The 13,342-nt window shown below is 68.7% G+C and carries 10 protein-coding genes; 9 read left to right on the top strand and 1 reads right to left on the bottom strand.

What is annotated here, in order from left to right; all coding sequences use genetic code 11:
• Window positions 1-128: 128 nt before the first annotated feature.
• The 4 genes from ASPU41_RS05585 to ASPU41_RS05570 all read left to right on the top strand — a co-directional run bounded on the left by ASPU41_RS05585 (window position 129) and on the right by ASPU41_RS05570 (window position 6,844).
• On the top strand, window positions 129-1,889 hold the full coding sequence (locus tag ASPU41_RS05585; protein WP_069950088.1) for an L-lactate permease: 1,761 nt from the start codon (window positions 129-131) through the stop codon (window positions 1,887-1,889).
• Window positions 1,889-4,714 carry an FAD-binding and (Fe-S)-binding domain-containing protein gene (locus ASPU41_RS05580; protein WP_069950087.1) on the top strand — a complete coding sequence of 942 codons (2,826 nt, stop codon included), beginning with the start codon at window positions 1,889-1,891 and terminating at the stop codon, window positions 4,712-4,714. Before ASPU41_RS05585 ends, ASPU41_RS05580 begins: the two co-directional genes overlap by 1 nt.
• Before the next feature lie 172 nt (window positions 4,715-4,886).
• Window positions 4,887-5,660: a DeoR/GlpR family DNA-binding transcription regulator gene (locus ASPU41_RS05575; RefSeq protein ID WP_069950086.1), complete on the top strand. Its 774-nt coding sequence runs from the start codon at window positions 4,887-4,889 to the stop codon at window positions 5,658-5,660.
• Window positions 5,657-6,844 (top strand): MFS transporter, encoded by a 1,188-nt coding sequence (locus tag ASPU41_RS05570; RefSeq protein WP_069950085.1) that lies wholly within the window; start codon window positions 5,657-5,659, stop codon window positions 6,842-6,844. The genes ASPU41_RS05575 and ASPU41_RS05570 overlap by 4 nt, the downstream gene beginning before the upstream one ends.
• On the opposite strand, the gene ASPU41_RS05565 is transcribed toward ASPU41_RS05570, so the two are convergent.
• Entirely contained in the window at window positions 6,780-7,493 is a 714-nt protein-coding gene (locus ASPU41_RS05565; protein ID WP_069950084.1) for a phosphatase PAP2 family protein, read from the bottom strand. The two genes, ASPU41_RS05570 and ASPU41_RS05565, sit on opposite strands and share 65 nt — an antisense overlap.
• Before the next feature lie 115 nt (window positions 7,494-7,608).
• Between ASPU41_RS05565 and ASPU41_RS05560 the strand changes: the two genes are divergently transcribed.
• From ASPU41_RS05560 to ASPU41_RS05540, 5 genes are all read left to right on the top strand, one after another.
• Complete coding sequence (locus ASPU41_RS05560) at window positions 7,609-9,105, top strand: bifunctional phosphatase PAP2/diacylglycerol kinase family protein (RefSeq protein WP_069950083.1); 1,497 nt, start codon at window positions 7,609-7,611, stop codon at window positions 9,103-9,105.
• A gap of 131 nt (window positions 9,106-9,236) precedes the next feature.
• On the top strand, window positions 9,237-10,181 hold the full coding sequence (locus ASPU41_RS05555) for an ABC transporter ATP-binding protein (RefSeq protein WP_069950082.1): 945 nt from the start codon (window positions 9,237-9,239) through the stop codon (window positions 10,179-10,181).
• A 3-nt stretch (window positions 10,182-10,184) separates the two neighbouring features.
• Entirely contained in the window at window positions 10,185-11,084 is a 900-nt protein-coding gene (locus ASPU41_RS05550) for an ABC transporter (RefSeq protein WP_069950081.1), read from the top strand.
• 28 nt (window positions 11,085-11,112) lie between these two features.
• Window positions 11,113-12,435, top strand: coding sequence for a sensor histidine kinase (locus ASPU41_RS05545; RefSeq protein WP_069950080.1), 1,323 nt, complete (start codon window positions 11,113-11,115; stop codon window positions 12,433-12,435).
• A gap of 38 nt (window positions 12,436-12,473) precedes the next feature.
• Complete coding sequence (locus tag ASPU41_RS05540; protein ID WP_069950079.1) at window positions 12,474-13,214, top strand: response regulator; 741 nt, start codon at window positions 12,474-12,476, stop codon at window positions 13,212-13,214.
• Window positions 13,215-13,342: the final 128 nt, after the last annotated feature.

Here is a 13,342-nt window from a genome sequence, read left to right as displayed (position 1 = left end):
CAAGAGTTTCTTGAGTCATTCCCAATCTTGCCAGACAAGACAACAGGTATGGCTTGACCATCATGTGTACTTGTAAGACAATCGAAGGGCGCCACGGAGTTGTGACGCCTAACACAATCTGGAGACACATGTTTCAGCAGATCCTTGACCCCATAGCCGGGTCCCTGGTGATTTCAGCCCTTTGCGCGGCGCTTCCGCTCGTCCTGCTCTTCGTCCTCCTGGGCGTCTTCAAGGTCAAGGCCCCGGTGGCCGCCCTTGCCGGCCTGGCCCTCTCCCTCGTGCTGGCCATCGTCGGCTGGCAGATGCCGGTGAACCAGGCGCTGAGCGCCACCGCGGCCGGCGTCTTCTACGGCCTGTTCCCGATCCTGTGGATCCTGGTCAACGCCCTCTGGATCTACCGGCTCACCGTGGCCACCCCGTGGTTCGAAGTGCTGGGACGGACCATCCGTTCCATCTCCAACGACCTGCGAATCCTGTCCATCCTGATCGCCTTCTGCTTCGGGGCCCTGCTGGAATCCCTGGCCGGATTCGGCGCCCCGGTGGCGATCTCCGCCGCCATGCTGATGGCTGCCGGTATGAAACCGCTGAAGTCCGCCGTCGTTTCCCTGCTGGCAAACACCGCCCCCGTGGCCTTCGGTGCCATGGCCGCGCCCATCATCGCCCTGAACGGTGTCACCGGCCTGCCGCTGCAGGATCTTTCCTCGATGGCCGGACGCCAGACGCCGTTCATCGCACTTATTGTTCCGCTGCTGCTGGTGTTCATCGTCGACGGCCGCCGCGGTGTGAAGCAGACCTGGCCCGTGGCCCTCGTGGCAGGCGTCGCCTTCGGCGTGGCCCAGTTTGTCACCTCCAACTACTTCGCCGTGGAACTCACCGACGTTGTCGCCGCCGTCGTGACGGTGGCCGCCGTGCTGCTGATGCTGAAGGTCTGGCAGCCGAAAGAAACCATCGGAATGGAAGGTGCCGTCGAGGGCGGCGCTGCCGAAGCGGCGCACGCCGCGGTCGCCGCGGTCGCCGTCACGACTGGCAGCGCCTCCCCCGGCAGCGCCGCCCCCGCCGGCGGTTCCGCCGCCGGTCACCGGGCCGCTGACTCCGCCGCCGTGCCCGCCGTCGGGACGACGGTGCCGGCCGATAACTCCCGGCCCGAACCCCGGCAGATCTGGATGGCAATTGCTCCCTACCTCATCATCATCGCGGTGTTTTCGGTGGCCCAGCTTCCGTTCGTCAAGACCTGGCTGGGCCAGGTCGGCAGCGTGACGTTCGCCTGGCCCGGCCTGGACATCACCGATTCGGCCGGCAAGCCGGTCGCCGCCACCAAGTTCAAACTCGACCACCTCAAGGCCACCGGCACCCTGCTGCTGTTTTCCGGGCTGATCACGATGGTGCTGTACAAAATCACTGCCGGACAGGGCCTGCGCATCTACCGCGACACCGTGGTCCAGCTGCGCTGGACGATCGTCACCGTCACCGCCGTCCTGGGCCTGTCCTTCGTGATGAACCTGTCCGGCCAGACCACTACCCTGGGTTTCGCGCTGGCTTCCGCGGGCGGCTTCTTCGCCATCCTCTCGCCGCTGATCGGGTGGATCGGCGTCGCCCTCACCGGGTCCGACACGTCCTCCAACTCCCTGTTCGGCCAGATGCAGGCCACCGCGGCCGAGCAAACCGGCTTGTCTCCGGTGCTGATGGCCGCCTCCAACTCCTCCGCCGGCGTGATGGGCAAGATGCTCTCCCTGCAGAACCTGGCCGTTGCCGCTGCCGCCGTCGGCCTTGACGGCGCGGAGGGGACGCTGTTCCGCAAGCTGATCGGCTGGAGCCTTGGCCTCCTGGCGCTCATCACCGTGCTGATCTTCCTGCAGTCCACCCCGGTGCTCGGCTGGATGGTGCCCTGATGGCTCCCCTGGACCTGGCCGTCTTCCGCTCGGCTGTGCGCGATCCCGCCCAGGTAAAAACCCGGGCGATTGACCTGCACGCGAACGCCCACGACGCCTCACACTTTCTGCTGATCCCGCAGGCCGTCATTACGGCCGGGAGCGCCGCCGAAGTCGGGGGGCTGCTGCGCGCCAGCGCTGCCCAGGGCGTGCCGCTGACGTTCCGCTCCGGCGGCACCAGCCTGAGCGGGCAGGCGGTCACTGACGGCGTGCTCGTGGACGTGCGCCGCAACTTCAGGGACATCGAGGTGCTCGACGACGGCGCGAGGGTCCGCGTCCAGCCCGGCGTCACCGTGCGGGCGCTCAATGCGAGACTGGCCCGCTACGGCCGGAAGTTCGGCCCTGATCCGGCGAGCGAGGCGGCATGCACGATCGGCGGGGTGGTCGCCAACAACTCCTCCGGCATGAACTGCGGCACGGTGGACAACACCTACCGCACGCTGGAATCCCTGACCGTGGTGCTGCCCTCCGGCACCGTGATCGACACCGGGGCGCCCGACTCCGACCGGAAACTCCGTGCCCTTGAGCCGGAACTTTATGCGGGCCTGGCGCGGCTGGCGGAGCGGGTCCGCAACAACCCGGACTCCGTGCGCAGGATCCGGCAGCAGTTCTCCATGAAGAACACCATGGGCTACGGGCTGAACTCCCTGCTGGACTTCCAGAGCCCGGTGGACGTCATGGCCCACCTGATCATCGGTAGCGAGGGCACCCTCGGATTCGTGGCCGAGGCGGTCTTCCGCACCATCCCGCGGCTCCCGCATGCCGCCGCGGGCCTGCTGGTGTTCCCGGAACTTGAGGCCGCCAACGCAGCCCTGCCCGCCCTCGTCGAGACGGGGGCAGCCACCGTTGAGCTGATGGATGCGTTGTCCCTCAAGGTGGGCCAGACGCTCAAGGGAACGCCCGCCGTCGTGCAGGACCTGACAGTCCGGGACCACGCCGCCCTGCTTGTGGAGTACTCCGCCGGCAGTGCCGGGCAACTGGCGGAACTCCAGCGCCACGGCGAGGGCATCCTCCCGGGCCTTGGGCTGTCCGCGCCCGCCCGGTTCACCGGTGACGCCCGGGAACGCGGCCAGCTGTGGCAGTTGCGCAAGGGCCTCTACGCCTCGGTCGCCGGGGCGCGCCCGCAGGGCACCACCGCGCTGCTGGAAGACATTGTGGTCCCCGTCCCGGTGCTGGGGCGCACCTGCCGGGAACTGATCCGGCTCTTCGGCAAATACAGCTACAGCAACAGCGTGATCTTCGGCCACGCCAAGGACGGCAACGTCCACTTCATGCTCACTGACGGCTTCGCCACGGCAGCCGAACTGGACCGCTACGGGGCCTTTACCGAAGACATGGTGGAGCTGATCCTGGCCGAGGGCGGATCGCTGAAGGCCGAGCATGGGACCGGCCGGGTGATGGCGCCGTACGTCCGCCGGCAGTACGGCGACGAGCTCTACGACGTCATGCGCAGCATCAAACGGCTCTTCGACCCTGCCGCGATGCTCAACCCGGGCGTACTGATGGATGAGGATCCGCTGGCGCATCTGCGGCACATCAAGACGGCGCCGCCCGTGGCGGAGGAAGTGGACCGCTGCGTCTCCTGCGGCTTCTGCGAGCCGGTGTGCCCCAGCAAGGACATCACCCTGACGCCCCGGCAGCGGATCGTCACCCTGCGCGCGATTGAATCGGCCCGGCTGGCCGGTGACGCGGCGCTGGTCAGGGAACTGGAAAAGGACTACGAGTACGAGTCCGTGGACACCTGCGCCGTGGACGGGATGTGCCAGACCGCCTGCCCGGTGGACATCAACACCGGATCGCTCGTGAAACGCCTGCGGGCTGCCGACGCCGGTCCGCTCGCCAAGGGGGCGTGGAACGGCGCCGCCAGACACTGGGAGGGCATCACCCGTGGTGCTTCCCTGGCGCTGACGGTCGTTAACAAACTCCCGGCCGCCGCCATCGCACCGCCCAACAAGGCCGCGCGGGCAGTGCTTGGGGACGAAACCGTGCCGCTCTATTCCGCCGAACTTCCGGGTGGCGGCTCGGTGCGGAAGCGTCCGGCGCCGTCGGGAGAGCCAGACGCCGTCTACTTCCCGGCGTGTGTTGGCACCATGTTCGGACCCGCAGCAGCAGGTCCCGGCGGCGAAGGACACGGAGTCCAGTTCAGCTTCGAACAACTCTGTGCCCGCGCCGGGCTCACCCTCCTCGTCCCCGAAGGGATCGACGGCCTGTGCTGCGGCACACCCTGGTCCTCGAAGGGCATGGCCGCCGGCCAGAAAACCATGCGGGAGAAAACCCTGGCAGCGCTCCGGAAGGCAACCCGGGACGGAGAACTACCGATCGTTTGCGACGCGTCCTCCTGCACCGAGGGCCTGCGCCAGGCCGTTGAGTCGGACGTGCCCACGGCAGGGCAGCAGGCCCTGCGCCTGGTGGACGCCGTGGACTTCGCCGCGGAGCGGATCCTGCCGCGGCTGCCCGACCACGGGAAGCTGGAGTCGCTGGCCCTCCACCCGACCTGCTCGTCCACCCGGATGGGACTCAACGATGCCCTGGGTGCCGTCGCCGGCGCCGTGGCCGAACGGGTCGAGATCCCGGAAAGCTGGGGCTGCTGCGCGTTTGCCGGGGACCGGGGCATGCTGCACCCCGAACTGACGGCGTCGGCGACAGCGAAACAGGCCGCGGAGGTGGCGGAGATGGATGCCTCCGCCCACGCCTCGTGCAACCGGACCTGCGAACTGGGCATGACCCGGGCCACCGGCGCCCAGTACCGGCACGTGCTGGAGCTGCTGGAGGAGCTCACCCGCTAGACCCGACCCTCCCTCAGCTCCTGCACGTTTTACGCCGACCCTCCCTCATCAGGCGAGGGAGGGTTGGCGTTTTTCGGGTGCAACGTGAGGGAGCGTTGGGCTCAAAGCCATTGGCCGGGCTGCATCTGAGCAAATTTCTGACTATATGATCATGCCGCGTTAGCATTTGACCATGATTACTGAGGAGCGCCACCGCCGCATCGGCGAGCTGCTGCGCCATCGGGAGCACGTGACAGTCGACGAGCTCATCACCGAATGTGGCGCCTCGGGGGCCACAATCCGGCGGGACCTGGATGTACTGGAACGCCATGGCGTTCTCCGCCGGGTCCACGGCGGGGCCCGCAGCCTCGTGCTGCGTGGCGGGAACCCCGAATACCGGCAGCGCGAACTCGAGGACCACGCCGTCAAGGTGCGGATTGCGGCCCGGGTTGCCTCGCTGCTCGAGGACCGCGGGCACGTCTGGCTGGACAGCGGCACCACGGCCACCGAGGTGGCCCGCCAGCTGCGGCATCGCGAAATGACCCTGATGCCGATGTCGCTGCGGGCCGTCAACGCGCTGGCCGACGGCGGCCCGGCTGCCGGCCGGCGTCCCGAGCTGCTGCTGCCGGGCGGGAGCCTGACAGTGGGCGAACTGTCGTTCCGCGGGCCCATGACGGAATCCAACATCCGTTCGCTGCGGTTCGATACGGCCGTGCTCACGCCCTGCGCGCTGAACCTCCGGGACGGACTGTTGGCGCACGACCTCGACGACGCGGCCGTGAAACGCGCCGGACTGGAATCCGCGGGCCGGGTGATCGTCGCCTGCTCCGGCACCAAATGGGACGCCAGCGCCGTCGCTCTCGTCGCATCCCTCGATGCCGTGGACGTCCTCGTGACGGACAAGCATCTAAGTCCCGAAGAACTAGCCCAAATCGCCCAACACTCGGTGGAAGTAGTGATCGCATGACCAGGACGGCAACCCGCCCGCAACTCGATGCCGCTGCCGCGGCCACCTTCCTGATCTTCGGAATCAACGGGCTGGTGTTCGCCAGCTGGGCCGCCCGCATCCCCGCTGTGACGGAGATCCTGCACATCTCCTCCGGCCAGATGGGAACACTGCTGCTGTGCGTGGCGGCGGGCTCCCTGATCGCACTGCCCACCGCCGGCCCCGTTGTGGGCCGGATCGGGACGGCCAACGCCGTGCGGGGTGCCGGTCTGGTCGCGGCCCTGGCCGGCGTCGGTGTGGCGCTGGCGCTGCTCGCGGAGTCCGTCCCGGGGACAGGCATTGCGCTGTTCTTCTTTGGCATGGGCATCGGACTCTGGGACGTGTCCCAGAACATCGAAGGCGCTGACGTCGAACACCAGCTCGGGCGGACCATCATGCCGCAGTTCCACGCCGCCTTCAGCGGCGGCGCGTTCCTGGGCGCCCTGATCGGCGCGGGCCTGGCGGGACTTGGGGTCGGGCTCCCGGCGCACCTGCTGGTGATCGCCGGCATCGTCGCCGCCCTGACCTTCCTTGCGCCAAGGTACTTCCTGCCGCACACCCCGGCGCCCGCTCCGACAGCCGGGGAGACGAAGGAAGCCAGGGGCGGCCCGGCCTGGCGGGACGGACGGACGCTGCTGATTGGCGTTGTGGTGCTGGGTGCGACCCTCACCGAAGGCGCCGGAAATGACTGGATCGCCAAAGCCGCAGTCGGCGGACTGGAGGCCACGGAATCCGCCGGTGCGCTGCTGTTCGCGGCCTTCGTCCTGGCCATGACCGCAGTGCGCTTCTTCGGCGGCCGGGCGATCGATGTTTACGGCCGCGTGGCAGTGCTGCGCGTGAGCATGGCCGCCGCCGCCGGCGGACTGGGGCTCTTCGTGCTGGCTGGCGACCTCTGGCTGGCCACGGCCGGTGCCGTGCTTTGGGGAGCCGGCGCCGCGCTGGCGTTCCCGATGGGGATGTCCGCCGCGGCGGACGATCCCAAGCATGCCGCCGCCCGGGTGTCGGTTGTATCCACGATCGGGTATGTCGCGTTCCTTGCCGGCCCGCCGCTGCTGGGCTACCTCGGAGACCTGGTTGGAATCCGGATGGCCCTGCTGACCATCATGATTCCGATCCTGGGTGCGCTGCTGCTCGCCGGCGCCGCGAAGCCCTTGCGCGCCAGCTAAGCATCCGGCGGGCATCTGTATTCTCCTGGATGCATATGTCCTGGAAGACGAGCCAAAGCAGGAGCACCACCGGGACGGCCAGGCACACGCTGCCCACGGTATCCACCAGCCAGTGGGCGGACAGGTACGTGCGGCTGACCATCATCGCCAGCACACCGAGCCCCGTCAGCACCCACAGCCAGGCCCGCCCCACGAGAAGGGCCACCACCACCAGCAATGCCGCGGTGCTGGCCACATGTCCGGAGGGGAAGGACCCCGTATCGGTCAGGACCACCGTGTTCTCCGGCCGGTCACGGAGAATGCCCGCCTTCAGGAGCTGGGTGGAAATCAGGACGGCGACAGCGGCGGCGGCGGCAAAGGTGGCCGCCTGCGGGCGGCTTCTCAGCAGCAGGGCCACGACGAGCAGCACGTGGAACAGCAGGACACCCCGGTAGCCGGCCAGGTTAAGGAAGGCGTTCACCACGTCCCAGAACGGACTGCGCAGTGACGCCATCCAGCGGGCCCAGCCTTCGTCCAGGCCCTGGACAGGGGGCAGCCACTCCTCGGCCAGCACCAGTCCGCCGAGCACCACGCCCAGCGCGAGCAGGAGCGTGGTGGCCGCGAGCACGCGGCCCGTTGCCAATCGCTGAGGCTCCAGCATCCGGGTCATTGCCTCATCCTAGCCAAGCGTCCGCGGCGGCGGGCTGAACCCTGCCGCAGCAGAACCGCCGGCTCGCTTCCCTGTCTGACATCGCGCGGGACTGCGCCGGCAGTAAGGTGGTCGGATGCGCAGCATGCTGAGGAAGGCGCCGGTACGGCTGGGGAAACTCGACCGCAAACTCGTACGCGCCGTGTCCGGCTTCCCCGGGGGCCACCATGACGTGTTCTTCCGGCGGCTTTCCGCCGCGGCGAACAAGGGCAAGCTCTGGTTCGGCATCGCCGGCGTGATGGCCCTCTTCCCCGGGCGGACGCGCCGTGCAGCCCTCCACGGACTGCTGGCCCAGGCAGTGGCGTCCGCCGTCACGAATCTTGGGTTCAAGACGCTGCTGCCACGCGCGCGCCCGCTTCCGGAGCACCTGCCGGTCTTCAGGTTTGTCCATCCCCAACCCACGAGCTCCTCCATGCCCTCGGGCCACTCCGCCTCGGCCGTCGCCTTCGCCCTCGGCGTGGGTCTCGTGCGGCCGGCGCTCGGCGCAGCGCTGGCACCCCTCACGGCGGGAGTAGCCTACTCCCGGGTGCACACCGGCGCCCACTGGCCCTCGGATGTCTTCTTCGGGTCGGCGATCGGGGCCGGGGCCGCCATGATCACGCGCAAATGGTGGCCGGTTCGTCCACCCTTCCCCGAGATCCGGCGGACCGCCGTGAAAGCCGCGGAGCTTCCGGAAGGTGAGGGCCTGGGGATAGCGGTCAATACCCTTGGGGGCTCGTACGGGGAGGAAACCGCAGCAGCCCTCCAAGAGGTATTCCCCAAAGCGTATATACATGAGATTGACCAGGCCAAGGACCTCGCGGAGGAGATCTCCCGGGTGGCCGGCCGGCCCGGGGTCAGGGCCCTGGGTGTCTGGGGCGGGGACGGCACGGTCGGCATCGCGGCAGCCACCGCCGTCGAGTATTCCCTCCCGCTCCTGGTCCTGCCGGGCGGGACCCTTAACCATTTCGCCCGGGACGCCGGAACCCCGAACCTCACGGCCGCTGTTGCGGCCGCATCCCGCGGCGAAGCGGCACGGGCGGACCTCGGCCTCGTAACGGTGGAGCGCGGACTTCCCGAGAGCCCGGAGCTGCTGCAGTTGACCATGCTCAACACCGCGAGCATCGGCCTTTACCCCAACCTGGTCCGCCGGCGCGAGCTGCTCCAGCCGGCCCTCGGAAAACCCCTGGCCGGCGTCGTCGCCATGTTCCGGACCTTCGCTGCCGAAACGCCCACCACCGTGATCGTCGACGGCGTGCGGCACAAACTCTGGATCCTGTACATCGGACGCGGGCGGTACTACCCCCGCGACCATGCCCCGCTGGTCCGCCCGGTCATGGACGACGGTGTCTTCGACCTCAGGATGATCACCGCGGACGAATCCTTTGCCCGGCTCCGGCTGCTGTGGTCGGTGCTGACCGGAACCGTGGCCACGTCCCGGATCACCCACCTCAGCGAAACCAGAAGGATCCGGGTGGAACCGGGGGACACCACCATGGTCCTCGCGATGGACGGGGAAGTCATGCCCGGAGTCCGCGGCGTTGAATTCTCGGTCATGCCCGGCGCCCTGACGTACTACTCGCCGGTCTCCTGAAGGCCGCCGTGTCATCCTCGCGGACTACCCTGATTTGACCCTGAATCATCCCTGAGACCGGCGAAATCGGCTCCCCGCCTCGGTAGCGTGGTGTGTACACCACCCCCACCGCTAGCTAAAGGAACGCTTCCATGATCGAAGCACGAGGCCTGACCAAGGTTTACGGCGACAAGACCGCCGTCGCCGGAGTCAACTTCACCGTCGAAGCCGGCCGGGTCACCGGCTTCCTGGGCCCGAACGGAGCCGGCAAATCCACGACCATGCGCATGATCATGGGGCTGGACCGGCCGACGTCGGGCACCGTCACCGTCAACGGCACACCGTTCGCCCGGCACTCCGCGCCGCTGCGCGATGTCGGCGCGCTGCTCGACGCCAAGGCCGTCCACACCAGCCGCTCGGCCTACAACCACCTCCTGGCGATGGCCGCCACGCACAGCATCCCCAAGAAACGCGTGCACGAAGTCATCGAAATGACGGGCCTGGCCGATGTGGCCAAGAAGAAGGTCGGCGGCTTCTCGCTCGGCATGGGCCAGCGGCTGGGAATCGCCGCGGCGCTGCTCGGCGATCCGCAGACCGTCATCCTGGACGAGCCGGTCAACGGTCTGGACCCGGAGGGCGTCGTCTGGGTCCGCAATCTCGTCAAGCATCTGGCCTCCGAGGGACGGACGGTGTTTCTCTCCAGCCACCTGATGAGCGAGATGGCCGTGACCGCGGACCACCTGATCGTGATCGGCCGCGGCAGGATCATCGCCGATGCGCCGATCCAGGACATCATCAACGGCAAGGGACGGATCCGCACCCGCGTCCGCACCGACCAGCCGGACCAGCTGATGCACCTGCTCGCCGGCGCCGGCGTGTCCATGGAGCTGCAGGACAACGAACTCCTCGAAGTCACGGGCCTGGATCCGCGCCAGATCGCCCGCGCAGCCCTCGACAGCCACGTCATGATCTACGAACTCACGCCGCTTCAGGCCAGCCTCGAGGAGGCCTACATGGAACTGACCAAGGATGAGGTCGAATACCACTCGCTGATCACCACGGGTGCTGCCGCTCCCGTCCAGTCCGGAGGCAACTAAGCCATGAGCTCCACCACCCTTGACCCCTCCCGCCGCGGCGGCGCGCACGCCGCCGCCGGAGACGCCCCTGCCGGCAGAACGTCCGGCACCAGCACCGGCCCGGGCCCCAGCTTCCTGCGGGTGCTGAACTCCGAATTCATCAAGTTCCGCACCCTCCTGTCCACCCTGATCCTGCTCGGCTGCACCGTCCTGGTGGTCGTGGGCTTCGGCGCCCTCTCCGCCTGGGGAACGGGACAGTTCGCCGAGGCGGCGGCCACCGACCCGCAGGCGCCCGCTGCCTTCGCCGCCCAAGGCGGGGACCTTGCCGTTGGCGTCCCCACCTCCGGCATCGCCTTCGCCCAGCTGATCCTGGGCTCCCTGGGTGTGCTGCTGATGAGTTCCGAGTTCACCACAGGCATGGCCCGCTCCACCTTCGCGGCCGTCCCGAAGCGGATCCCGGCCTTCGCCGCCAAACTGCTGGTCGTCATGGTGACTGCCTTCGTCCTCACGGCGGCCTCCGTGTTCCTGGCCGGCCTGGTGTCGCTGCCGATCCTGGACAATTACGACCTCAAGCTGGACCTCGCCAGTTCGCAGTCGGTGAAGATGCTGCTCGTCAACAGCCTCTACGTCGCGGCCGTCGCCGCCATCGGCATGGCCCTGGGCTCGCTGATCCGCAACTCCGCCGGCGGCATCATGAGCCTGGTCGGGCTGTTCTTCGTGGCACCGATCGCCTTCCAGCTGATCCCGGGCGATTTCTTCGTCGAGGCCCGCAAGTACCTGCCCGGAAACACGGTCGAGCCGCTGACCGCCGTCCAGCATGTCCCGGACACGCTGGAAGCCTGGCAGGCCGCCCTGGTGCTGGGCGCCTGGGTTGTCATCCCGGTGGTCCTGGCCGCCGTGCTGCTGAAAAAGCGTGACGTTTAGGGCCCCGGCCACCGTCTAGGCTCAGAGCATGATCGATGCAGTTGCGGTGAAGGACGCGCCGGCCGCCCAGGCTGACGCGTCCCTCGCTGAACTCACCGCCCGCCGCCGCGGCCGGATCCGGCGCTACCTGTTCCAGCATCCGCGGGCCATGGACGCCGTGGTCGTTGCCTGCTACCTGCTGTTGGTCAGCCCCACCGCGGTGGAGTCCGTGCTCGACGGCGTCTGGGCAGCGCCCGTGCTGCTCGCAGCGGCCGCAGCGTCGCTGTTGTTCCGGCGGAGCCATCCGGTCCCGGTGATTGTGGTGGTGGCGGTGCTGGAAGCGGGCCTGACCCTGCTGCACCCGTGGGGCTCCAACGTCGCCGCCGGGCTGTGGTTTGCGCTCTACTCGGTGGCGGTGGCGCGCGGCCGGCGTTTCGCCCTGGTGTCCCTGGTTGCGGCCACGGCGCCGCTGGTGTTCCTGTACGCCCTGCTGGCCGTCGGTCCGCTGGATGGCCGTCTGCCGGACATGGGCGTGAACACACCCGAGAACTTCCAGCTGATCAGCAGCATCGCCGCCGGGGTCAGCATTACGCTCTCCAACGTGATCGCCACCGGGGTTGGCGTCTCGGTCCGGCAGCGGCGCGAGCACGAGCACGAGGTTGCCGCCTGGGCCTCAAGGGCCACGCGGCTCGGGTCGGTCACGGAACGCAACCGCATCGCCCGCGAAATGCACGACGTCGTGGCGCACTCGCTCACGGTGATGATCAGCCTTTCGGACGGGGCCGCCGTCGTGGTCAAAAAGGACCCGGCGCGGGCTTCGGAGGCACTCGGTGAGCTCTCCCGCACCGGCCGCACCGCACTGGCCGACATGCGGCGCGTCCTCGGTGTGCTGCGCGACGATTCGGCCCCCGGGCAGGAACCGCGCGGACCCGTGGTGGCGGGGGACAACCTGAGCAAACTGCTGGAGGGCTTCCGCACCGCAGGGCTCCCGCTGCACTACACGCACACCGGACCGTCGCTGCCCGACGATGCCGCGTTCCAGCTGACCGTCTACCGGATCGTGCAGGAGTCACTCACGAACGTGTTGCGCTACGGCCGTTCCCTGGGCCGGGTGGACGTGGCGGTTGTCCGGGACGGATCCACGGTCACCATTGACGTCGTCGACGATGGAAAAGGCTCCGTCGGCTCCGACGGCTCGGCCGCGGCCCCGGGGGCGCGGGTTTACCCCGGGTCCGTGGGCAGCGGCCAGGGCCTCGCCGGAATGCTGGAGCGGGCCCGCATCTACGCGGGCACCGTGACGGCAGGACGCAGCACCGATCACGGCTGGCGCGTGCACGCCGTCCTGCACTGGAACGGCGACAACGCCAAGTGAGGGCACATGGGTGAGGGCAGATGAGTGAGGGGGAACCGATGAGCGGGACCGGACCGATCCGCATCCTGCTGGCGGATGACCAGCCGCTCCTGAGGATGGGCTTCCGCCTGATCCTGGAGGGCGAGGACGATCTGAGCATTGTCGGCGAGGCGTCCGACGGCGCCGAGGCGGTGGGCCAGGTCCGGGATCTCGCGCCCGATGTCGTGCTGATGGACGTGCGGATGCCGGTGCTGGACGGGATCGAGGCCACGCGGGCGATCACCGCGTCCGGCGCGCACGCGAAGATCATCATCCTGACCACTTTCGACGTCGACGAATACGCCTTCGCCGGGCTCCGGGCCGGGGCCTCGGCCTTCCTGCTTAAAGACGTGGCGCCCGCCGAACTGATCAGCGCCGTCCGGGTGGTGGCCGGCGGGGACGCGGTGGTGGCGCCGCGCATCACCCGGCGGCTGCTGGAAACCTATGTCCAGGGCAGCGGGTCGGGCGCCGGCGGGACCGCGGGCACGCCCGGTGCCTCCGGGCAGGGATCGCCTGCCGGGCTCCGGCCGCCCAAGGACCCGCTGCTGGAAGACCTTACCCCGCGGGAAAACGAGATGCTGGGGGCACTGGCAGAGGGGCTGTCCAACGCCGAGATTGCGCACCGGTACTTCCTCTCCGAGGCCACCGTCAAAACGCACGTGCGCCGGATCCTCGGAAAACTGCACCTGCGGGACCGGGTCCAGGCGGTCGTCTACGCCTACGAAACCGGCCTGGTGGTGCCGAGCAACCCCGACTACTGAGCCGGGTGGGGGCCGGCCGTGCGGGCCGGGGGCCGGGGCCAGTGGTTTCCGGCACATTTCAGAATTGCCCGTGGGGCAACTTTCCTTGCCTCCAGCGCGCACCTCCTGGAGCTGTGCCCGGATTTACC

This window comes from Arthrobacter sp. U41 (genome assembly GCF_001750145.1).
Taxonomy (GTDB): domain Bacteria; phylum Actinomycetota; class Actinomycetes; order Actinomycetales; family Micrococcaceae; genus Arthrobacter.
The sequence above is the reverse complement of the archived record's forward strand: the minus strand, read 5'-3'. Positions and strand labels throughout refer to the sequence as shown.

Excerpts from the sequence above, each read along its gene's own strand:
- ASPU41_RS05585 (WP_069950088.1), top strand. The coding sequence starts at position 129 with ATGTTTCAGCAGATCCTTGACCCCATAGCCGGGTCCCTGGTGATTTCA.
- ASPU41_RS05580 (WP_069950087.1), top strand. The coding sequence starts at position 1,889 with ATGGCTCCCCTGGACCTGGCCGTCTTCCGCTCGGCTGTGCGCGATCCC.
- ASPU41_RS05575 (WP_069950086.1), top strand. The coding sequence starts at position 4,887 with ATGATTACTGAGGAGCGCCACCGCCGCATCGGCGAGCTGCTGCGCCAT.
- ASPU41_RS05570 (WP_069950085.1), top strand. The coding sequence starts at position 5,657 with ATGACCAGGACGGCAACCCGCCCGCAACTCGATGCCGCTGCCGCGGCC.
- ASPU41_RS05565 (WP_069950084.1), bottom strand. The coding sequence starts at position 7,493 with ATGACCCGGATGCTGGAGCCTCAGCGATTGGCAACGGGCCGCGTGCTC.
- ASPU41_RS05560 (WP_069950083.1), top strand. The coding sequence starts at position 7,609 with ATGCGCAGCATGCTGAGGAAGGCGCCGGTACGGCTGGGGAAACTCGAC.
- ASPU41_RS05555 (WP_069950082.1), top strand. The coding sequence starts at position 9,237 with ATGATCGAAGCACGAGGCCTGACCAAGGTTTACGGCGACAAGACCGCC.
- ASPU41_RS05550 (WP_069950081.1), top strand. The coding sequence starts at position 10,185 with ATGAGCTCCACCACCCTTGACCCCTCCCGCCGCGGCGGCGCGCACGCC.
- ASPU41_RS05545 (WP_069950080.1), top strand. The coding sequence starts at position 11,113 with ATGATCGATGCAGTTGCGGTGAAGGACGCGCCGGCCGCCCAGGCTGAC.
- ASPU41_RS05540 (WP_069950079.1), top strand. The coding sequence starts at position 12,474 with ATGAGCGGGACCGGACCGATCCGCATCCTGCTGGCGGATGACCAGCCG.